The sequence below is a fragment of the Amphritea atlantica genome, from assembly GCA_024397875.1.
In the GTDB taxonomy this organism is placed as follows: domain Bacteria; phylum Pseudomonadota; class Gammaproteobacteria; order Pseudomonadales; family Balneatricaceae; genus Amphritea; species Amphritea atlantica_B.
Map to the genome: position 1 here is coordinate 75,013 of CP073344.1, position 19,283 is coordinate 94,295.

The window sequence follows — 19,283 nt, forward strand, 5'->3', positions numbered from 1 at the left end:
AGGCCGGGCTGGCCTGAAAAAGTGGGCGTTATTGTCGTATACCGGCATCATAGGTTTGTCGGATTTAATGGGGAAGGGTAGAATACGCCCCCAATCCATGATTACTACTTATTTTGTGAAGGTAAATAGAAGGCAATGACAGACAAAACGCTGCTACAGGATCTCAATGCGCGCGGACTTATCGCGCAGATGACCAGTGAAGACGAGCTGGAACAACACCTGGCTGAAGGTTCTGTCACCCTCTATTGTGGCTTCGACCCCACCGCAGACAGTCTTCACATCGGTTCACTGGTACCATTACTGGCGCTGAAACGTTTTCAGCAGGCGGGTCACAAGCCGCTGGCGCTGGTGGGCGGTGCCACGGGTCTGATCGGTGATCCGAGTTTTAAGGCGCAGGAGCGTAAGCTCAATGATGACAACACTGTTGCGGGCTGGGTTGAAAAGCTCAAAGGTCAGGTGAGTCAGTTTATCGACTTCGATTGCGGTGAAAACAGTGCTGAGGTTGTGAACAACCTCGACTGGACCCGCGGTATGGATATTCTGACGTTCCTGCGGGACGTGGGTAAGCATTTCTCTGTCAACCAGATGATCGCTAAAGAATCGGTAAAGCAGCGGATCGAACGGGAAGGCGAGGGGATCTCCTTTACTGAATTTACCTACATGATTCTGCAGTCATACGATTATCAGCAACTGAACGCCAGCCATGCCTGTACGCTGCAGATCGGTGGTTCTGACCAGTGGGGTAATATCACCGGGGGTACCGAACTGACCCGTCGTATGAACGGTAACAAAGCCTTTGGTCTGACTCTGCCGCTGATCACTAAATCAGACGGGACTAAGTTTGGTAAAACCGAGTCCGGCACGATCTGGCTTTCTCCGAATAGAACCTCTCCCTATGCGTTCTATCAGTTCTGGCTGCAGACCGCCGATGCCGATGCTTATAACTTCCTGAGGTTCTTCACTTTCCTCTCTGTTGAAGAGATCAATGCGCTGGAAAAGGCTGATATCGAGCGCGAAGGCCGTCCGGAGGCTCAGTCTGTACTAGCCCGTGAAGTGACTCGTCTGGTGCATGGCGAAGAGGGGCTGATCGCAGCGATGCGCATTACCGATGCACTGTTCAGCGGAAACCTGACCGATCTGAGCGAAGCGGACTTCGAACAGCTGCAACTGGATGGTCTTCCATCCTCCAAACTGAACGGTGTCGATCTGGCGGAAACCCCACTGACCACTCTGCTGAGCGATGCAGGCCTGGCGGCTTCCGGTAAGCAGATTAAAGATGCCCTGCAGCGCAACGCAGTGATCGTCAACGGCGTTGAGAAAGGCATGGGTGACAATATGAAAGCGGCTGAAGTATTTACCTCTGAGAACGGCACTTACGGTCGCTTCTTCCTGGTGAAACTGGGCAAGAAAAAGCACCACCTGTTTGTGATCTGACTCTGTTTGCCTGAAAATAAACGCGCTACTCGAAAGAGTCGGCGCGTTTTTTTATGGCAAAATCAGTGCATATAGAAGTCAAAGTCTTCGACTGATTCTTTTAGTGTTTGGATCGCTTGTTCATATTGTTTTATTTGACGCGAGACAGATAAAACCGGGAATATGAAAATAATGACAAGTGCGTATACCGGCAGGTAAGGAAAATTGATCATCGAAAATATGCTAAAGGCCAATATCAGATAAGCGAACAACAGTTGGAACTTAAGGTTGTTCAGGTTTTTCTTTAGAAGATCCATCTTTTCATTATATTTTTCAGCCGTCGAAAAGCTCAGATCGTTCAATATTTGATGGTTCATCGGTTACACCTCCATGTGTTAATTGTTACGGCAGTAAATGTCAGGCTACACAGGCTTGAATGCCGCCATTAAACAGATCGATCTCCGGACCCTGAGTGGGCTTAAAGTGCTGTTCGGCACGCAGTTGATTGATTGCCTCTTCAAATGCTTCATCATCCATTGAGAACCAGTAGTCGGGCTTGCGGTTATGTTGCTTGTCCCAGGCGGCAGTCGTAGGGTCGCGGGGCCGGGCGGGTTCCAGCTCCGGGATATCGGGCATTGGCTGGCTGGTGTCCATATAGCGCTGAATCAGGTTCCAGATCTGTTCAAACTCGTCCGGTTGCTGGCTGGTGCTGAAACCGTGCAGGGGAATACTGTCAAAGTAACGATGATAGCGATGTACCAGATGCAGCTGGTAGCTGAGAATCCCCTGATGGCTGGGACTGCTAATCAGATAACAGTCGAACTCGGGGAAAGGATGGCTATAGAGCTCTTTATTGTTTTTATAGCGGGTGACCATGCCGGTAGCACGGCTAAACGTGAAATGTTTGACCGCTTTCATAAAAAATGGGGGGGGGAATATACCTCTGTTTATTAATTCCCAGTAGCTCCAAATTACTCCAGATGGTAAAAAAATATATTGGGAAAAAAAATCATTATTTCAATATATTCTTTAAAGCCAATGGTTTCATCAACGATGGAAAGGAAAAATGTTGAGATTAATGAAATCGGAAATAGGACTATACAAACAACTTTAGCTAGGGAAGAAAGAATATAAAATGCATTGCTAAGAGAGTTTAGAGAGGCTATTGATAATTCTTTTTCATCCCAATGGGTTTCATTCTTATTCTCTTTGAGACGTTGTTTAATTTCTGCGGGTGTTGGCTCCTGGATCATACTGACGGGAACCGTTTCGTTGGCCCGGCTCCAGGGCAGGGGAGCACCGCCCTGCAGCAGTTTAATCAGCGTGCCCTGTTCCGGGCGTGGCTTCTGGTTGGAAAAGCGTTCGCTGTTCCATACGGTATCGGCGTATTGTGCTGTATCGGTCATAGTTTTATGGTCTGTTCGCTGTAATCGGTTTCATCGGCCCACCAGTATTCCGGCTCGCTGAATGTCGGTGTCGCTGTTGCTGCCCCTGCACTGTTCAGTTTACCCGGCGGTGGTGCTGGGAAGATAAAGTCGCCGACCCTTAACTGGGCCCGGCAGTGGAAGTGGGGTTGGGAACTGAGCAGATTATCCCCCCGGTGTGATGGGGTTTCTTTAGGCTGGGTAATCTTTTTGCTATAGCGATAAAAGACCAGACAGCCCTGGCCGGTTACGTGGCGGTAGCAGGGCCGGGCGATCTGTATGTCGATCCGGGTGACTTTTCCGTAGTAGCCGTCGAAGCTATGGAAGCGGTTTTCCAGCACGGCGGCTTTGGCGCGCAGCTCAATCATTACTTTGTCGGGGTCAAATATACCCAGCAGGTTGCTACTGAGCCAGATCGCATGGGTCGCCCCCAGGCCCTCAACCCGTATTCTCAGGTCGGCGGGGATCTCGACCTGATGCAGAGGGTAGGTTTTAATCTGAATATTCATAATCAGGCTAAGCAGTGACTGGTAGCCCTGTTGCGGTTCTTGTAGGTAGGCGTAATGCCCCTCTGTGGAGGGCGTTTTGCCGAAGGGACCGTTGGTGAGCCAGTTCTGCATGGGGCTGTCTTTGAACAGCAAATAGAGACCGAAGCCTGCCAGGGCTATCGCCAGTCCGATCCAGCCCAGGGGGCTCAACAGAAAAGTGGCGGTGTAGAGGCTGCCGAAAGTCGAGATCGCGGTACCGGTGGCAAACATGGCCATCCCAAAGGCGGCATCTTTATCCTGTTCGCCGATCAGGATGGCTGTGTCCCATATGGCCACCGCTGTGGTGAGTATTCCGCCGACAATGCCAGCCCCCTTGAGTAAGGTTATATTTTTTTCGAGATGTAAATTGAATTTGGGAAATGATAAAAAACGGGTTAAACCATCCGAGTTAGAAATCACTACTCTTGAAGATAACTGCGCTAGGCTACCAATTTCTTTTGTTAGGACGTTGGACGCACTTACGAGAGCTACGCTTAAGTCAGTTAATGCGCTAAGACCTGCTAAACCTCGATAAATTTTATCATGTCTATCATCAAACCCCGCAACCGTTCTCTGCAGATTCATGATTTCCAGCGCCACAATAAAGTAGGGGACCCCCAGTCTTGTGTAGGCCTGTCCCGCGATTCCACCCGCTTTGCTCTGGGGGTTCAGTTTATCCGCCAGATCGGCTTCTTTGGTTAATTGTTCGACTTTCATCTGGGTGATGGGGTTGTCATTGGGTACTGTCAGAACCCGCAGGTCGACTTTGCTACGGGCGGTGGCGCCCTGTCTTAACTCGGTGCCTTTGAGGCTGCGTTTATTGGTGGAGGCCAGCAGTTTGCCGTTGCTATCCCGAAATACTCCGGTACGTTTTGAGGTGGCTTTCTGGCGCTGTGCTTCGGTGAGGCCAAAATGCAGTCCGGCTTTTTGACTGTGTACACCGACGACATAGGCGCCCGCAATCGGCTCGCCGGAAGTGGAAATAAAGGTGGCCTGTCCGAAACTATCCGGCGCTATTAGCTTACCCAGACGGATATTGTCGAGGTAGGCGGCTTTGAATTCGATGGTTTCGACCCGTTGGCTGAGGCTGGCGCGGGCGCTGGCTTTGTTCTGCAGTGCCAGCATCGCGGTAAAGAAACCACTCAGGACGCCGTCGGCGGTATTGAGGAGACGGCGGCTGCCGCCAAAGCCATCTTCGCCGTTTTCGGCCAGCAGGAGTGCCTGATCCAGATTTTCTATCTGATCATCCAACAGCAGGGTGTCGCCGGCCCAGCGGGCGATGTTTTCGGTGGTTGCCAGACCACTACCGTCGTTCACAGGACTGGGCGCAGTGTAGGCGGTGTCTAGCGGCACCTGATCGGCAGGTGGGTAGAGCAGGGCATGCAGCGGGTGGCTGGCGCCCCGGGTGTAGAAGTTGGCGATGGTGCTGTGGCCGGGCCAGTCTTGCGGTTGACCGTTGTCCTGCAGCGGGTCGATAGCGGCGAGGTTAAGGCTCAGGGCCTGGAAGGCATTGCCGACTAATCGGTAGGCGCCGGGGGCGCCGCGTTCCTGGCTGGTGATATCCCGCACTGCCGCAGCGGTGGCCGGATTAACCAGCGTTTGGCCAAGGGCTTCCTGGAATAGCGCCATATCCGCATGGCAGCGTTGACGCTCTATCGTGCGCAGAGTGCGCTGGAATGCGCCGATGGGGCTGTAGTTAAAACTGTCCAGGTGCTTGTGGTTGGGGTTTTCCTGACCGTTAGGCAGTTTATCTGGCACGACAAAGCGTTGTACCAGTTCGGCGCTCTGAAAGTATTTCTGCTGACCGGCGTCTTCCAGTATATGGAACAGGCAGGCACTGACCTGCATCGCCATGGAGGTGTGGTGACGCAGATCGAATAGCGGATCGGGCAGCACCATCAGTCTGAGCTGCCGGGCTCTGGCATCGGCCAGATAATCGATCGAGCTGTGGGGCTGCCAGAGGCTGTCTTCCTGACTTTTAGGATTCATCTGCTGGTTGTACTGGGCAACGCGGGCGCCGTATTCCAGCCGCTGGTGAGGGCTATTCTCCAGTGTTGATAGCAGACTGCTGCTGTTATTGCGCAGCGAATCGACTTCGAAGCTTACACCGTCGTACAGATAATGCAGGTGTTTGCCACTGAGGTCACGATTATAGAGGCTGGGGTCGGCCAGTTTGTGTTCAATTTCCGGTTCGCGCAGGCGCATCGTTCTGAAGGTGCTGTTCAGCTTCTCTCCCAGAACGTTAATGCTGCGGTGAGTAATCAGGCTGGTACGCTGTCGGAGGGTGTCCTGATTTTCAGGGCTTTCGAGAAAGTTCAGGTAGGCGGCGCTCCACTGAACCTCTGAGTAAGCAATGTGCAAGGGTTGAGGACTTCCGTTGGCTTTGGTTGGCAGCCAGATATCTCTGAGTGGTTTGCCGACGGCTTTGCGCGGGCCTTTTTTGAATGGTTTTTCAAAGCCTTCACGGTGGTGGTACAGATGGGTGTCACGAAACTCCGGGCCAAGATCTTCTTTGTTTATGATCTCTATCTCACGCCACAGCTGATTGCCCTGAAAAATATAGAGGTAACCATTGCGGATGGGAGCCATATATTGCTCCGGGTACTGTTGCGGCTGATAACTGGGCAACAGCGTGAGAGGAACAACCGCTTGCAGATGGTAATTCTGTTCGTAATGTTCGTCTAGATATTGATATTCCTGCTTATCCACCTCTTTGAATAAGGGCAGTTTAATTGGCCCGCTTTCGTCGCATTCAATACTGAGCCAGACGTTGCGTTTTTCAGTTTCAGGTGTCCAGTCCCAGCTAAAAATACTATAGCCTGATTGTTCCATCTGTTGCTGTTTGGCTTCGATGTACTCCTGCTGTATCTGGTCATCGCTGTTATAGAATTGAAATGTCTGCGTAGTGTTGTGACTGATGCCACTGACGCTGATGAAAAAGTAGTTGTCAAAACAGGCGGTTTTTGGACGTGACATCTGAATTATTCCTTTAATTCTCTGACAACAGCTTGATGATAAGCTGGGTGGTGTAACTTTATCGGCTTCACTGCCTTTGAGGATGTTAAGTGTAAGTTATAGAAGGGAGTATGTTAATAGGAAAGGCATGCTTTTTCTGATAAGGCGGGGCCATGAAGCCCCCCGCCTATGGCGACCAGGTCAGTCCTAATACAGCGCTTTCTCGTCCCGTACCAGATCTTTCAGCATCTCCAGAAACAGGGTGTCTGCTTCGCTGTGTTCCACCGGAATCTTGACGCTGGTGGTGGCGGACAGTTCATCCGCAATTTTGATATTAGGATGATCTTCGTTGATATATTTTCGAGTGATCTCAAGCGCCTTGGCACAGATCTCCGGTTCAGCAAATATTTTGCGTAAAACCAGAACCAGCTCATCAATGGCGCGTTCCTTATTTTTAATTTCCGAAGTGCTCATGCATCAATCTCCGACTGACAAAAATGAATAAGTTCTGTTAACAGGTTCTTTTGGCTCACTATAGCACTCCCATCACCAGCTCTGCAGCTATCCGTTTCAGCATCTGAAAAATATATAATTTATCGCTGCTGATCTATTGATCAATTCCTGTACTGCTGGCAGAATGGCGGCACAATTTAGTTGTTTCTGCGCCAAGTAGGTTACCCCGAAGCAGAAACCTGATAAGCACACCCAGCTTATTTTCCCGGGTTTACAGTGTGTACCCACACTTAATCACCGGATGAAGAGTTGCTTTTGCCTTTCTCTGACCGTACCGGTCATCTTTGCAAAAGCCTGCTGGTTGATGTTATTTCACACCAGTAGGCGCGTCATAACATCCTCCAGTATCAGAATTTTTATACATGCTTTGATGCGTGTAATTTGAGGATACTATTGTGGAACAACTTTCAGGCGCACAAATGGTTATTCGCGCCCTTAAAGATGAGGGTGTGAAACACATCTACGGCTATCCGGGCGGAGCGCTGCTGCATATTTATGATGCGCTGTTCCAGCAGGAAGAGGTGCAACACGTTCTGGTGCGCCACGAACAGGCTGCGACCCATATGGCGGATGCCTATGCCCGTGCCACCGGTAAAGCCGGTGTGGCGCTGGTGACGTCCGGCCCGGGTGCAACCAATGCGATTACCGGTATTGCTACCGCGTATATGGATTCGATTCCGATGGTGGTCATTACCGGGCAGGTTATGAGCTTCCTGATTGGTGAAGATGCGTTCCAGGAGACCGATATGATCGGTGTCTCCCGTCCGGTGGTTAAGCATAGCTTCAGTGTCCAGAATCCTGAAGATATCCCCTCTATTATCAAGAAAGCTTTCCATATTGCGGAAAGTGGCCGTCCAGGCCCGGTTGTGGTTGATATTCCGAAGGATATGACAAACCCGACCGACCGCTTTAATTACGAGTATCCGAAAAGCATTAAGCTGCGCTCCTATAACCCGGTCAGCCGGGGGCATAGCGGACAGATTAAGAAAGCGATCGATATGGTATTGGGCGCTAAGCGTCCGGTTATTTATGCCGGCGGTGGCGTTATCATGGGGGCTGCCAGTGCTGAGCTGACGGAACTCGCTAAGCTGCTGAATGCGCCGGTCACCAACACCCTGATGGGGCTGGGTGGCTATCCGGGTACGGATCGTCAGTTCATCGGTATGCTGGGAATGCACGGTAGCTATGAAGCCAATATGGCGATGCACCATGCCGATCTTATTCTGGCGGTGGGAGCACGGTTTGATGACCGGGTTACCAACGGCGTGGATAAGTTCTGTCCGACAGCCAAAATTATCCATGTGGATATCGATCCTGCTTCGATCTCGAAAACCATTCAGGCGGATGTGCCGATTGTGGGACCTGCCAAGCATGTACTGCAGGAGATGATCGATCTGGTTAAGGGCAGCAAGAAGCAGTCTGGTAAAGAAGCGATTGATGCCTGGTGGCAGCAGATTGATGAGTGGCGTGGCCGTCACGGTGGTCGTTTCCGTACCGATGACTCCGAGCTGATGAAACCACAGCAGGTTATCGAGATGCTGAGTAAGGTGACTCAGGGTGATGCTTATGTCTGTTCTGACGTAGGTCAGCATCAGATGTTTGCGGCGCAGTATTATAAGTTCAACAAACCGAATCGCTGGATCAATTCCGGTGGTCTGGGCACGATGGGCTTTGGTCTGCCGGCCGCCATGGGTGTAAAGATGAACTTCCCCGATGAAGAGGTTGTTTGCGTCACCGGTGAAGGCAGTATCCAGATGAACATCCAGGAACTCTCTACCATCAGTCAGTATGATATTCCGGTGAAGGTTATCTGCCTGAACAACCAGTCTCTGGGGATGGTGCGTCAGTGGCAGGATATGAACTATGAGTCCCGTCATTCGCAGTCATATATGAAGTCATTGCCTGACTTCGTTAAGCTGGTTGAAGCCTATGGCCACGTTGGCATGAAGGTTGAAAAATATGAAGATCTGGAAGCGGCGATGACCGAAGCGTTCTCCCTGAAAGATCGCATGGTGTTTATGGATATCGCTGTAGATCCGTTTGAGCATGTATACCCGATGCAGGTACCACGTGGCTCTATGCGTGATATGTGGCTGAGCAAGACGGAGAGAACCTGATCATGAGACATATTATTTCTGTGCTGATGGAAAACGAGCCGGGTGCACTGTCCCGGGTTGTGGGTCTGTTCTCCCAGCGTAACTTCAACATTGAATCGCTGACGGTTGCGCCAACCGAAGATTCGACCCTGTCACGCCTGACGGTCACCACTATCGGTAGTGACCGGGTGATTGAACAGATCACTAAACAGCTGAATAAGCTGATTGATGTCGTGAAGGTAGTTGATCTGACGGAAGGCGATCATATCGAGCGCGAGCTGATGATGATCAAACTGAAGGCCAGCGGTCAGATGCGTGCTGAGATCAAACGGACTGCGGATATTTTCCGTGGCCAGATTATCGATGTGACGCCGACTACCTATACGGTTCAGCTGACCGGTGCCAGCGATAAGCTGGATGCCTTCATCGAAACCCTGGGCACTACACATATTATGGAAGTGGTGCGTACCGGTGTCTCCGGTCTGTCCCGTGGCGAGAAGGTGTTGAGTCTGTAAGGCTTACTGCACTGTTAAAAAAGCCGCTCACTGAGCGGTTTTTTTTCGTCTGTTCTTATCTGAGAGATGAGTGTGTGAAAAGAACGTGTCGTAAATATTTTCTGGCGAATTTTCTATTCGGTCTATAATGAGTATTCCTCCGGACTAAAGCCGGGGATGCAGACCGGCGTCACAGGGAATCCGCAGTCTTCTGATTATCAGTGAGTCAGAATGGCCTATTAACAGAGTTCCGGTCTGAGGAGGTTGTTATGATCCGTTCAGTCAGGCTGATAGTGCTGTCCTTTATACTTGCCGCATCGCCGCTCAGCTCATTTAACAGTGTTGCCGATAGTGCTGTTAGCGCCGCTGCCAGTCCTGGAGTTCTTAGCTGTATGACCCGTGGCTTGCTCCCGGATTTTACCCGCTATTCCCAGGAACCTTTATGGCGACAGACGAGTTTATTCCCACGCTGGAACGATACCTACGTTGTTGTATTTGAGCAGAAGATGCTGGCCTGAAGCTTTATTGAGGGTCAGGATGGTGCCGGGCTAATCAATGCTGGCGTTTCCAATTTAAGCGTATTACTCTTGGACTCAAAATAACTGTTTATTGTACTCAGAGATCATCCTATGAGTGGAAAACTGCTCTATCTGGTTGGCGCTTCAGGCAGTGGTAAAGATAGCTTGCTTGAAGGGTGTCGCCAGCGTCTGCAGACAAATCATTGCTGCTTTGTAGCCCACCGTTATATCACCCGCGCGCCGAATGTCGGCGGTGAAAATCATATCCACCTCTCGCCTGAAGAATTTGACATGCGTGCTAACATGGGAATGTTTGCAATGCAGTGGTACTCCCACGATTACAGCTATGGGATTGGTTCAGAGATTGATAACTGGCTGTCGAAAGGGGTCAATGTGGTTATTAACGGTTCCAGGGAATATCTGCAAATCGCAATGCATGCCTATCCAAATCTGATTCCGGTGCTGGTGGAAGTTGACGAGGAAATATTGCACCAGCGGCTGATGAAACGGGGTCGGGAAAGTGAAACCGAGATCGTTAAACGGCTGGCCCGGCATCGTCAGTTTGTTGATAGTCTGCCGGAAAATATTCAGCTGATCGATAATAATGCCAAACTGCAGGATGGCATTGAATCATTGCTGAAGCTGATTGAGTCTCTGGCGCCTGAACCGTTTAAACCGGCCCGTTCTACGCATTAACCAAGCTTTAATTACACTGTTACCAGAGGGTGCTATGATCGCACCCTCTTTTTTTTGTCGGGGAAGTAAAATGTTCAGTATCGAAATGAGCGTAAGGGATTATGAACTGGATATGCAGGGCATCGTCAACAATGGCATTTATTTTAACTATCTGGAACATGCCCGCCATGAGTTCCTGCTCAGCAATGGCGTTGATTTTGCGGCATTGACTGAAGCGGGTATCCATCTGGTGGTGATCCGTTCTGAGCTGGATTATAAGTCTTCATTGAAAAGCGGTGATCGCTTTCGGGTTGAGGTTGCACTGGAACGGATCAGTAAAGTGAAGTTTGGTTTCCGTCAGCGGGTTGTTCGGGTGGACGATGATAAGGTGTGTGTTAACGCTCTGGTGATAGGCACAGCACTGAATGAGCGTGGCCGGCCCTATATTTCACCTGAACTTGAAGCGCTGTTCAGTGCATGATTAAAACGTCCTTTGATGGCCCGGCCATAGTGCTGTTGATCGGGCTGTGTATGCTGTTCGGCCTCAATCAGACGGTGGTAAAGTTTGGCCTTGAGGGAGTGTCGCCACTGATGCAGGCCGGTCTGCGTTCCGTTGGCGCCTCTCTGTTACTAATGCTGTGGATGGTCTTCAGGGGAGAGAAAATCTTCCGCGACGATGGTGCTTTCTGGTGGGGCGTATTATTAGGCGTGCTGTTTGCTATCGAGTTTTTGCTGATCTATATCGCCCTGACTCTGACTACCGCGTCGCACACGACTATCTTCCTCTATACTTCCCCCTTTCTTGTGGCGCTGGGAACCCACCTGTTTGTTCCGGATGAGTCATTGAAACGATCGCAGGTGATTGGTTTGTTAATCGCTTTTGCCGGTGTTTTCTTCGCTTTCAGAGACTCAATCGATGGTGAGGCGTCTCTGTTGGGCGATATTATGGCACTGGCTGCTGCGTTTTTCTGGGGGGCAACAACGGTAGTCCTGAAAGCGTCTCCTCAACGATACCAGTCGCCTTCCCGGGTGCTGTTGTATCAATTGGTCGTGTCGGCGTTAGCCTTACCGCTGTTGTCATGGCTGCTGAATGAGCCGGGAATTACTAACCTGAGCCCATTGGTGGTCGGCTCGCTGCTGTTTCAGACCGTGTTAATGGCGTTCGCCGGGTATCTGGCCTGGTTCTGGTTGCTCAGCCACTATCCAGCATCGAAAATCGCCAGTTTTACCTTTTTGACGCCGCTGTTTGGTGTGCTGTTTGCGTGGCTGATTCTGGATGAACAGCTCTCATTCGATATGCTGGGAGCTTTGTTGCTGGTGGCGCTGGGCATCTATCTGGTGAATAAACCGGGCAGGCGGGTGGTCGCAGAGTAGCCTGGTTTTATTCGCGGATCTGTGACCAGAATGCGTCGATCAGCGGACTCTGCAGTTTCTTTTTCAGCGCGAACAGACCGACATCGTAGGCTTTGAGTTCTGGCTGGATATTGAGAATGCGAACCCTTTCAGCCAGTGGGCTGTTGTCCAGTACGATCCTGGGGACGATACCCACGCCAAACCCCAGGCTGACCATGCTGACAATCGCTTCATTGCCGGCAACCTGGGCATAGATAAGCGGTTTAGTCTGTCGCGCTTTGAACCACTGATCTATCCGTTTTCGTGATACACCTTCCTCTGACAGAATCATCGGTATGGCAGACCAGTCCGGTGAGCCGTTCAGCATCGGATCGAGCTGGATATCTTTCTGCGGTGCGATAAACACCAGTGGCGACGTGGCAATATGTTTGAATGCCAGGCTGGCGTTCAGTGTATCGGGCTTCGCTGCGATGGTTATATCATCCGTACCGGCGAGTACCCGCTGAATCGCATTTTCCGGATCACCGGTGTGCAGCTTGAGTTCGATTCTGGGGTGCTGTTTACGAAAGTCACTGAGGATATCGTACAGAAAGCTGTAACTGGCGGTGACTGAACAATAGACGCTGATCTCTCCCTGAAGCTCCTGTGCGCCTTCCAGCAGAGAGTTACGTACCACATCCCACTGTGTCAGTGCTTCCCGGGCATACTCCTGAAAACGCTCACCCTCACGGGTCAGACTGACCGTTCGATTATCCCGTTCAAACAGCTGCACTCCCAGCGAGTCTTCCAGCTGCTTGATGGCTCGGGTGAGGGCCGAAGGGCTGATATGGCATGCTTCACTGGCCCGGCCAAAGTGAAGCGTGTCACAGAGACTAATGAAAAACTTTAGGGAGCGGGTATCCATATCGATAGGGTTTCCAAAGGTTTACCGGGTGCCATTATGAGGCTGAATGTGTTGCGGTATCTGAAATGTATTTTTGCATATGTTTCTGAAAGTGCAACGAACTTAAGCTATCTAATCTCAGCTTTGTTAATTCACCTTGATCTGGATTAGGGAAATCTATGGCGATAGACGTTACTGTTTGCGGTCATATTTAAGTTGCAATGGCGCGCGGTCGCCCTGAGGTCCGGTATGAAGTATGACATCGTAATAATTGGCGCAGGCCCCGCCGGGCTGAGTTTTGCCCGTTCATTGGGCGACACGTCCCTGAACGTTTTGCTGGTGGAGCGCTCATCCCTGACAACCCTGCGGGAACCACCGGAAGATGGTCGTGAGATCGCCCTGACTCATCTGTCGATGGAGATGATGAAAAGCTCAGGTGCCTGGCAGCAGCTGGCTGATAAAGATGTATCACCGATCTGTGCCGCCAAAGTACTGGACGGTAATTCCAGCTACAGCCTGAACTTCGATAATGACGATGCCGGTCTGGATGCCCTTGGCTATCTGGTACCAAACGATAAAATACGTAAAGCCTATTTTGAGGTTGTTGAGGGGATCGGCAATGTCGAACTGCTGACTGAAATCTCGGTTGAGGATGTGGGCAGTGGCGCCGATAGTGCCTGGGTTGTGCTGTCAAATGGTGAGCGGATCGAGTGTGATCTGCTGGTGTCCGCGGACAGCCGTTTTTCAGAGACCCGCAGGAAAATGGGTGTCCCCGCCACCATGAAGGACTTTTCCCGTACCGCAATTGTTTGCCGTATGGAGCACACACTGCCCCATAACCAGACCGCCTTTGAATGTTTCCATTATGGCCGCACATTGGCGATTCTGCCGATGAGTGGCAACCTGTCATCGATTGTCGTGACGGTCTCCAGTGCTGAAGCCGATACGATCTACAATATGAGTGAAGAGGCGTTTGCTGCGGATATTGAACAGCGACTGCAAGGGCAACTGGGCAGTATGAAGCTCTATGGCCGGCGGCATCTCTATCCGCTGGTTGCGGTGCATGCCAATAAGTTTATCAGCCGCCGGTTTGCGGTGATTGGCGATGCCGCTGTGGGGATGCATCCGGTTACGGCGCATGGATTCAATCTGGGGTTGCGCAGTCAGGAGACCCTGACTAAAGAGATTAAAAACGCCCTTTCCAAGGGGCTGGATATCGGCAGCTACACGGTGCTGGAGAAATACCAGACCAGCCATATGCGGGTAACCAGGCCGCTGTACATGGGTACTAATCTTGTGGTTGGGTTGTTTACCAATGATAACTTTGCAGCAAAAATTGCCCGTAAGGCGACGCTGAGAATCGCTAATAACTTTGCGCCGTTGAAGCAGGTGATTACCCGTAAGCTGACAGAAAAACGAATCGATATTCCATTCTTCCTTCCCGGGCTGAAGTAAGCGGGGTGCATCATTCAGGTAATACCACCTTGAAGGGTAGCATTTCTGTTATACCGCGCTTTTTCTATTGAGTCTTTAACCTGGCAGGGTATTCTTAGACAGGTATTCAGAACTAAGACGTGTGTACAAGGGCTCTTTTATGAAAACCCGGGAACAACTGAAAATCCTGCTGTTACAGATTCGTGATGGCGAGCAGGTGCGCCGGGAAGAACACGACAGCTTTGCTGCGTATTGTGGTGTGACACCGACACAGATAGACATTCTCAATGTCTTTGATACACCTGATTTTCCTGCTACCGCTGCCGATGATTATGATGCCTTGCTGGTCGGCGGTGCCAGTGAGGCGGATGTACTGAAGCCTGAGCAGTTTAGTTTTATAGAGGGATGTCAGAGGCTGATTAAACACTGTGGTGACACCGGTAAGCCTGTCTTCGCTTCCTGTTTCGGTTTCCAGCTGGCGATACTGGCGCTGGGTGGCGAGATACTGCATAAGGATGTTGGCTTTGAGATGGGAACCATTCCGGTTTCTTTAGCGGACGCCGCCGCAGATGATCAGCTGTATCACGATACCCCGGATGGGTTCTTCGCTATTTCGGTTCACCGGCAGTACGCACAATCGCTGCCATCAGAATGCCTGTTACTTGCTTATACCGATCAGTGTATCCACAGCTTTAAACTCAAAGGCAAGCCTTTCTGGGCCTTTCAGTTTCATCCGGAAGTGGATAAAGCCACTCTGATTGAGCGTCTGACCTTTTATAAGTCTCATTATACCGAGGGCGACGGTCAGCTTGAGCAGGTGTTAAACTCGGCGGTTGAAACCCCCGAATCGAATATTCTGGTACGAAAGTTTGTTGATCGGGTTCTTCTGGGAGCCTGAGCGTATTTCTGTCCCCTCTTTTCTGTAGACATAGCTTTCCCTGATTCGGAAAAGTAGAATGTCGCTACATTTTGTTAATCCATTGGTGTAAATAGCTCTTATGAATGACCCACAGGGAAACAAACCGGAACAATCTGATCAGCCAGACCATGAACAGGCGGGCCCCAAGCCAAGAAGCAGGGGGATCTATCTGCTGCCAAATCTGTTCACCACCGGAGCGCTGTTTTGTGGTTTCTACGCAGTAGTCGCCGGAATGAACGGTGTCTTTGATAATGCGGCAATTGCGATTTTCGTGGCGATGGTACTGGATGGTCTGGATGGCCGTGTAGCACGCCTCACCAATACCCAGAGTGCGTTTGGTGCGGAATATGACTCTCTGTCTGATATGGTCTCTTTTGGTGTGGCTCCGGCGCTGGTGACGTTTAGTTGGGCGCTCAGTGGTGCCGGCAAGTTTGGCTGGTTCTGTGCATTTATTTATGTCGCCGGAGCGGCTCTGCGACTGGCACGCTTTAATACCCAGATTGGCTCAGTCGATAAACGATACTTTATCGGTTTGCCCAGTCCCGCGGCAGCTGCTTCCATCGCCGGTTTAGTCTGGGCTTGTGTCGAGTTCGATATCGATGTCAGCAGCTTTGTTTTTCCCATCGCTATCTACGTTGCGCTGATGGGTGTGCTGATGGTCAGTAATGTACTTTACTATAGTTTTAAGGACGTCGATCCGAAGGGTAAGATTCCGTTTATGATCCTGCTGGTGATAGTGCTGACGATCGGTGTTATCTCAATCAGTCCGCCTATTTTTCTCTGGCTGCTGTTGCTGGGTTATACCCTTTCTGGTCCGGTTCTCTGGTTGCTGCGTAAACGTAAACACTCACCCGTTAACTAGCATGTACATGGCAGGAGGTTGTTTTGGACAGGTATTCGAGGGGTAAAACACACCCGATAAAGTCATCTGAGATTACCCCCGAGTCGGTTTATCGGGAGCGGCGTCGTTTTATGCAAGCGGCGCTGTCCGTTGCTGCCATTCCAATGGTAGGCCTGCCGTCACTGGCAGATGCGGCAGACTATGATATTCCAGCCGATCTGCCCCGTTATAAAGGGCCTCAGTGGCTGCAACCTAAACTGGCGGATGCGCTGCGCAACAGCGCCTTGTCCACCCGTGAAACGCTGGCTCCCTACTACCACGCAATTACCCATAATAACTTTTATGAGTTTGGTACCGATAAGCGGGATCCGGTGCGATATGCTCAAAAGTTTAAGACGGATCCCTGGAAAGTTGAAATAAGTGGCGAAGTGGCCCGGCCAGGCAATTATGATCTTGAAGATATCCTTGCTCCTCATGCCTTGGAAGACAGGGTGTATCGGTTACGCTGTGTTGAGGCCTGGTCGATGGTTATTCCCTGGCTTGGCTTCCCGCTGGCGGATCTGATTAAGCGTTTCGAACCCACCACCAAAGCGAAGTATGTGCAATTCACGACAATTCTCGATAAGGAGCAGATGTCTGAACAGCGGAGCTCCTTTGGCACGATTGATTGGCCTTATGTAGAAGGGCTGCGTATGGATGAGGCGATGAACCCTCTGACGCTGATGGCTGTTGGTATGTATGGTAATGCGCTGCCGCCTCAGAACGGTGCGCCGCTTCGCCTGGTGGTGCCCTGGAAGTATGGTTTTAAATCGATTAAATCGATTGTGCGTATCCACTTCAGCGAAACGATGCCAGAAACCAGCTGGAATATCACCGCGCCGGATGAATATGGTTTTTACGCCAATGTAAATCCGGAGGTTGACCATCCCCGGTGGACCCAGGCTACCGAGCGCCGGTTACCCTCTGGGCTGTTAACGCCCAATATTATTGATACGCTGCCATTCAATGGTTATGCCGATCAGGTTGCTCACCTCTATAAGGGGATGGATCTGACCAAGTGGTTCTGATGGCGCCAGGGGAACGCATGGGACTTTTGCGCTGGTGGCTTATCTTCCTGTTACTACTGCTGCCACTGGGGGTTTTGCTTGAAGGCCTGCTGACAAATGAGCTGGGAGCTGATCCTGCTAAATATATTGTCAAAGAATTGGGTTTCTGGGCGATATGCTGGCTATGGCTGACGCTTGCGGTGACACCTGCGCGCAAGTTTCTGGGCTGGCGATGGCTGACCCGCTACCGGCGAATGTTCGGCCTCTATACGTTCTTCTATGCAGTGCTCCATCTGCTGGCGTTTGCTACTTTTCTGGTGGGGTGGCGCTGGGATATATTGCTGACAGAACTCACTAAGCGACCCTATATCGTGGTGGGATCGTTGGCGTTACTGTTATTGCTACCTCTGGCGCTAACCTCCACTCAAGGGATGCAACGCCGACTTGGAAAGCGCTGGAAAAAACTTCACACCCTTATCTATCCCGTCAGCCTGCTGGTGTTGTTGCACTTCGTCTGGCAGATTCGTTCTGACTTTTTACAGCAACTTATTTTTGCATTTCTGTTGGCTATTTTGCTTGGCTATCGACTATACCTTAAAAGGTGCAGTTAATAAGAGGAGTGGTGCTTATGTATCCGACCCGATTCTCTGAAAAGCTGCTGATGTTAATTAGTTGGATTGCCAGAATTCACAGATCATGGTGCATGGTATTTACGAAACCACCTGACGAAAGGGAAAGGAAATATAATATTCCGATGCAATCGATGTGGTTAGGACTGCTGGCTTCAGCGGTGTTTTTGATTGCGTTGATTTCGCTACTGTTCTGGCTTTTAACGACGTTGGCAGGGTAAGTAGTTTTCAGAATTAATTGAAGATTTTATTCTCTCCTGCAGGGGCGGCTTGCATGCGCCCCTGTACTTCGTTCCGCTTCGGAACTTTCCCTTGCACTCTGAAATCTGCTGCTATACTGGCTTATAACCAAGTAAGCAGTTGGGATATCGAATAGGACTAAAAGGGATTTTTTTAGGCTTGGTGTGCAGCTGTTGAGTATTCAGCAACAAGGAGGCCTGGGGATGATACGAGCTACTGGAAGGGTCCTGTTTTTTGCGGGGCTTTTTTATGCGCCGCTGGTTGCAGCGCAGTGGCAGGTAAATCTGGTTGAGGGGGCAACTGAGATCAGTCGTTCCGTCTATGACCTGCATATGATTATTTTTTACATCTGCGTTGCCATTGCCGTTGTGGTATTCGGAGTCATGTTCTGGTCAATCATTTGGCACCGTAAATCCCGTGGAGTGAAAGCTGCACATTTTCATGAAAGTACCTGGGTCGAGATCGTCTGGACCATTGTGCCGGTGGTTATCCTTGTTTCTATGGCAGTGCCTGCCAGCACCACCCTGATTCAGATGTACGATAAAAACAGCGCCGATATTGATATTCAGATTACCGGGTATCAGTGGAAATGGCGCTATAAGTATCTCAATCAGGATATCGACTTCTTCAGCTCTCTTTCGACTCCACTCGAACAGATCAGTAATGAGCAGCTCAAGGGAGAGCACTATCTGCTGGAAGTGGATAACCCGCTGGTCATTCCTGCCGGTAAGAAGGTGCGTTTCCTGCTGACTTCAAACGATGTTATTCACTCCTGGTGGGTTCCGGCGCTGGCCGTGAAGAAAGATGCTATTCCCGGCTTTGTTAATGAGTCCTGGACTCTGGTGGATGAGCCGGGGATCTATCGCGGACAGTGTGCCGAGTTATGTGGCCGGGATCATGGTTTTATGCCAATAGTAGTCGACGTGAAATCTCCCGAGGACTATCAGTTGTGGGTCGCGGAACAGGCCAGCCTGAAAGTGGCCGCGGCGCAGTCGGCACAGCGTGATATGAGTCAGGCCGAACTGATGGTCAGAGGTGCGGAGGTCTACAAAGGCAATTGCGCGGCCTGCCATCAGCAGGAGGGTCAGGGGATTCCGGGGATATTCCCGGCACTGGCAGGCGGTCAGTTGATGAGCGGAGATCCGGCAGAGCATATTGATGTGGTGTTGCATGGCCGTTCCGGTACTGCGATGCAGGCGTTTGCTGAGCAGCTAGATGCGGTAGATCTGGCGTCAGTGATCACTTACGAACGTAATTCATGGGGTAACCAGGGTGGCACGGTTACGGTTCAGCAAATCAATGAATTGTTGAAGGAGTAGGGTG

18 protein-coding genes are annotated in these 19,283 nt (G+C 50.8%); 13 read left to right on the forward strand and 5 right to left on the reverse strand.

Annotated elements, in window-relative coordinates; genetic code table 11:
* Nucleotides 1-135: 135 nt before the first annotated feature.
* Nucleotides 136-1,434 (forward strand): tyrosine--tRNA ligase, encoded by a 1,299-nt coding sequence (gene tyrS, locus KDX31_00360; protein ID UTW03542.1) that lies wholly within the window; start codon nucleotides 136-138, stop codon nucleotides 1,432-1,434.
* Nucleotides 1,435-1,830: 396 nt separating this feature from the next.
* Here the strand turns inward: tyrS and KDX31_00365 are convergent, their stop codons facing one another.
* The 4 genes from KDX31_00365 to KDX31_00380 all read right to left on the reverse strand — a co-directional run bounded on the left by KDX31_00365 (nucleotide 1,831) and on the right by KDX31_00380 (nucleotide 6,793).
* Complete coding sequence (locus KDX31_00365; protein UTW03543.1) at nucleotides 1,831-2,331, reverse strand: hypothetical protein; 501 nt, start codon at nucleotides 2,329-2,331, stop codon at nucleotides 1,831-1,833.
* 53 nt (nucleotides 2,332-2,384) lie between these two features.
* Nucleotides 2,385-2,819: a hypothetical protein gene (locus KDX31_00370; GenBank protein ID UTW03544.1), complete on the reverse strand. Its 435-nt coding sequence runs from the start codon at nucleotides 2,817-2,819 to the stop codon at nucleotides 2,385-2,387.
* Complete coding sequence (locus tag KDX31_00375) at nucleotides 2,816-6,340, reverse strand: hypothetical protein (protein ID UTW03545.1); 3,525 nt, start codon at nucleotides 6,338-6,340, stop codon at nucleotides 2,816-2,818. The genes KDX31_00370 and KDX31_00375 overlap by 4 nt, the downstream gene beginning before the upstream one ends.
* Before the next feature lie 186 nt (nucleotides 6,341-6,526).
* Nucleotides 6,527-6,793, reverse strand: coding sequence for a hypothetical protein (locus KDX31_00380; GenBank protein ID UTW03546.1), 267 nt, complete (start codon nucleotides 6,791-6,793; stop codon nucleotides 6,527-6,529).
* A 434-nt stretch (nucleotides 6,794-7,227) separates the two neighbouring features.
* Between KDX31_00380 and KDX31_00385 the strand changes: the two genes are divergently transcribed.
* The 6 genes from KDX31_00385 to KDX31_00410 all read left to right on the forward strand — a co-directional run bounded on the left by KDX31_00385 (nucleotide 7,228) and on the right by KDX31_00410 (nucleotide 11,989).
* A complete protein-coding gene (locus KDX31_00385) occupies nucleotides 7,228-8,949 on the forward strand; it encodes an acetolactate synthase 3 large subunit (protein UTW03547.1) in 1,722 nt (573 codons plus the stop codon).
* Between the two features lie 2 nt (nucleotides 8,950-8,951).
* A complete protein-coding gene (ilvN, locus tag KDX31_00390; protein UTW03548.1) occupies nucleotides 8,952-9,443 on the forward strand; it encodes an acetolactate synthase small subunit in 492 nt (163 codons plus the stop codon).
* 248 nt (nucleotides 9,444-9,691) lie between these two features.
* Nucleotides 9,692-9,940, forward strand: coding sequence for a hypothetical protein (locus tag KDX31_00395; protein ID UTW03549.1), 249 nt, complete (start codon nucleotides 9,692-9,694; stop codon nucleotides 9,938-9,940).
* 111 nt (nucleotides 9,941-10,051) lie between these two features.
* The gene (gene phnN, locus KDX31_00400; protein ID UTW03550.1) at nucleotides 10,052-10,636 is read left to right on the forward strand and encodes a phosphonate metabolism protein/1,5-bisphosphokinase (PRPP-forming) PhnN; all 585 of its coding nucleotides are present in this window, start codon (nucleotides 10,052-10,054) and stop codon (nucleotides 10,634-10,636) included.
* A gap of 70 nt (nucleotides 10,637-10,706) precedes the next feature.
* Entirely contained in the window at nucleotides 10,707-11,096 is a 390-nt protein-coding gene (locus KDX31_00405) for an acyl-CoA thioesterase (protein ID UTW03551.1), read from the forward strand.
* Nucleotides 11,093-11,989, forward strand: coding sequence for a DMT family transporter (locus tag KDX31_00410; protein ID UTW03552.1), 897 nt, complete (start codon nucleotides 11,093-11,095; stop codon nucleotides 11,987-11,989). The genes KDX31_00405 and KDX31_00410 overlap by 4 nt, the downstream gene beginning before the upstream one ends.
* Before the next feature lie 7 nt (nucleotides 11,990-11,996).
* Here the strand turns inward: KDX31_00410 and ilvY are convergent, their stop codons facing one another.
* Entirely contained in the window at nucleotides 11,997-12,872 is an 876-nt protein-coding gene (ilvY, locus tag KDX31_00415) for an HTH-type transcriptional activator IlvY (GenBank protein UTW03553.1), read from the reverse strand.
* A gap of 228 nt (nucleotides 12,873-13,100) precedes the next feature.
* Between ilvY and ubiM the strand changes: the two genes are divergently transcribed.
* From ubiM to coxB, 6 genes are all read left to right on the forward strand, one after another.
* Nucleotides 13,101-14,306 (forward strand): 5-demethoxyubiquinol-8 5-hydroxylase UbiM, encoded by a 1,206-nt coding sequence (ubiM, locus tag KDX31_00420; protein UTW03554.1) that lies wholly within the window; start codon nucleotides 13,101-13,103, stop codon nucleotides 14,304-14,306.
* A 139-nt stretch (nucleotides 14,307-14,445) separates the two neighbouring features.
* Nucleotides 14,446-15,183 (forward strand): gamma-glutamyl-gamma-aminobutyrate hydrolase family protein, encoded by a 738-nt coding sequence (locus tag KDX31_00425; protein UTW03555.1) that lies wholly within the window; start codon nucleotides 14,446-14,448, stop codon nucleotides 15,181-15,183.
* 100 nt (nucleotides 15,184-15,283) lie between these two features.
* Nucleotides 15,284-16,066 (forward strand): CDP-diacylglycerol--serine O-phosphatidyltransferase, encoded by a 783-nt coding sequence (gene pssA / locus KDX31_00430; protein ID UTW03556.1) that lies wholly within the window; start codon nucleotides 15,284-15,286, stop codon nucleotides 16,064-16,066.
* Nucleotides 16,067-16,089: 23 nt separating this feature from the next.
* Entirely contained in the window at nucleotides 16,090-17,112 is a 1,023-nt protein-coding gene (msrP, locus tag KDX31_00435; protein ID UTW03557.1) for a protein-methionine-sulfoxide reductase catalytic subunit MsrP, read from the forward strand.
* Nucleotides 17,112-17,702: a sulfoxide reductase heme-binding subunit YedZ gene (locus tag KDX31_00440; GenBank protein ID UTW03558.1), complete on the forward strand. Its 591-nt coding sequence runs from the start codon at nucleotides 17,112-17,114 to the stop codon at nucleotides 17,700-17,702. The genes msrP and KDX31_00440 overlap by 1 nt, the downstream gene beginning before the upstream one ends.
* 461 nt (nucleotides 17,703-18,163) lie before the next feature.
* Nucleotides 18,164-19,279 carry a cytochrome c oxidase subunit II gene (gene coxB, locus KDX31_00445; GenBank protein UTW03559.1) on the forward strand — a complete coding sequence of 372 codons (1,116 nt, stop codon included), beginning with the start codon at nucleotides 18,164-18,166 and terminating at the stop codon, nucleotides 19,277-19,279.
* The last annotated feature ends 4 nt before the right edge of the window (nucleotides 19,280-19,283 follow it).

Bases quoted from the DNA above. Each gene is read 5' to 3' on its own strand.
- KDX31_00375 (UTW03545.1), bottom strand. From the start codon at position 6,340: ATGTCACGTCCAAAAACCGCCTGTTTTGACAACTACTTTTTCATCAGC.
- ilvN (UTW03548.1), top strand. From the start codon at position 8,952: ATGAGACATATTATTTCTGTGCTGATGGAAAACGAGCCGGGTGCACTG.
- phnN (UTW03550.1), top strand. From the start codon at position 10,052: ATGAGTGGAAAACTGCTCTATCTGGTTGGCGCTTCAGGCAGTGGTAAA.
- KDX31_00410 (UTW03552.1), top strand. From the start codon at position 11,093: ATGATTAAAACGTCCTTTGATGGCCCGGCCATAGTGCTGTTGATCGGG.
- KDX31_00380 (UTW03546.1), bottom strand. From the start codon at position 6,793: ATGAGCACTTCGGAAATTAAAAATAAGGAACGCGCCATTGATGAGCTG.
- ilvY (UTW03553.1), bottom strand. From the start codon at position 12,872: ATGGATACCCGCTCCCTAAAGTTTTTCATTAGTCTCTGTGACACGCTT.
- tyrS (UTW03542.1), top strand. From the start codon at position 136: ATGACAGACAAAACGCTGCTACAGGATCTCAATGCGCGCGGACTTATC.
- ubiM (UTW03554.1), top strand. From the start codon at position 13,101: ATGAAGTATGACATCGTAATAATTGGCGCAGGCCCCGCCGGGCTGAGT.
- coxB (UTW03559.1), top strand. From the start codon at position 18,164: ATGATACGAGCTACTGGAAGGGTCCTGTTTTTTGCGGGGCTTTTTTAT.
- KDX31_00405 (UTW03551.1), top strand. From the start codon at position 10,707: ATGTTCAGTATCGAAATGAGCGTAAGGGATTATGAACTGGATATGCAG.
- KDX31_00440 (UTW03558.1), top strand. From the start codon at position 17,112: ATGGCGCCAGGGGAACGCATGGGACTTTTGCGCTGGTGGCTTATCTTC.
- pssA (UTW03556.1), top strand. From the start codon at position 15,284: ATGAATGACCCACAGGGAAACAAACCGGAACAATCTGATCAGCCAGAC.
- KDX31_00395 (UTW03549.1), top strand. From the start codon at position 9,692: ATGATCCGTTCAGTCAGGCTGATAGTGCTGTCCTTTATACTTGCCGCA.
- KDX31_00425 (UTW03555.1), top strand. From the start codon at position 14,446: ATGAAAACCCGGGAACAACTGAAAATCCTGCTGTTACAGATTCGTGAT.
- KDX31_00365 (UTW03543.1), bottom strand. From the start codon at position 2,331: ATGAAAGCGGTCAAACATTTCACGTTTAGCCGTGCTACCGGCATGGTC.
- KDX31_00370 (UTW03544.1), bottom strand. From the start codon at position 2,819: ATGACCGATACAGCACAATACGCCGATACCGTATGGAACAGCGAACGC.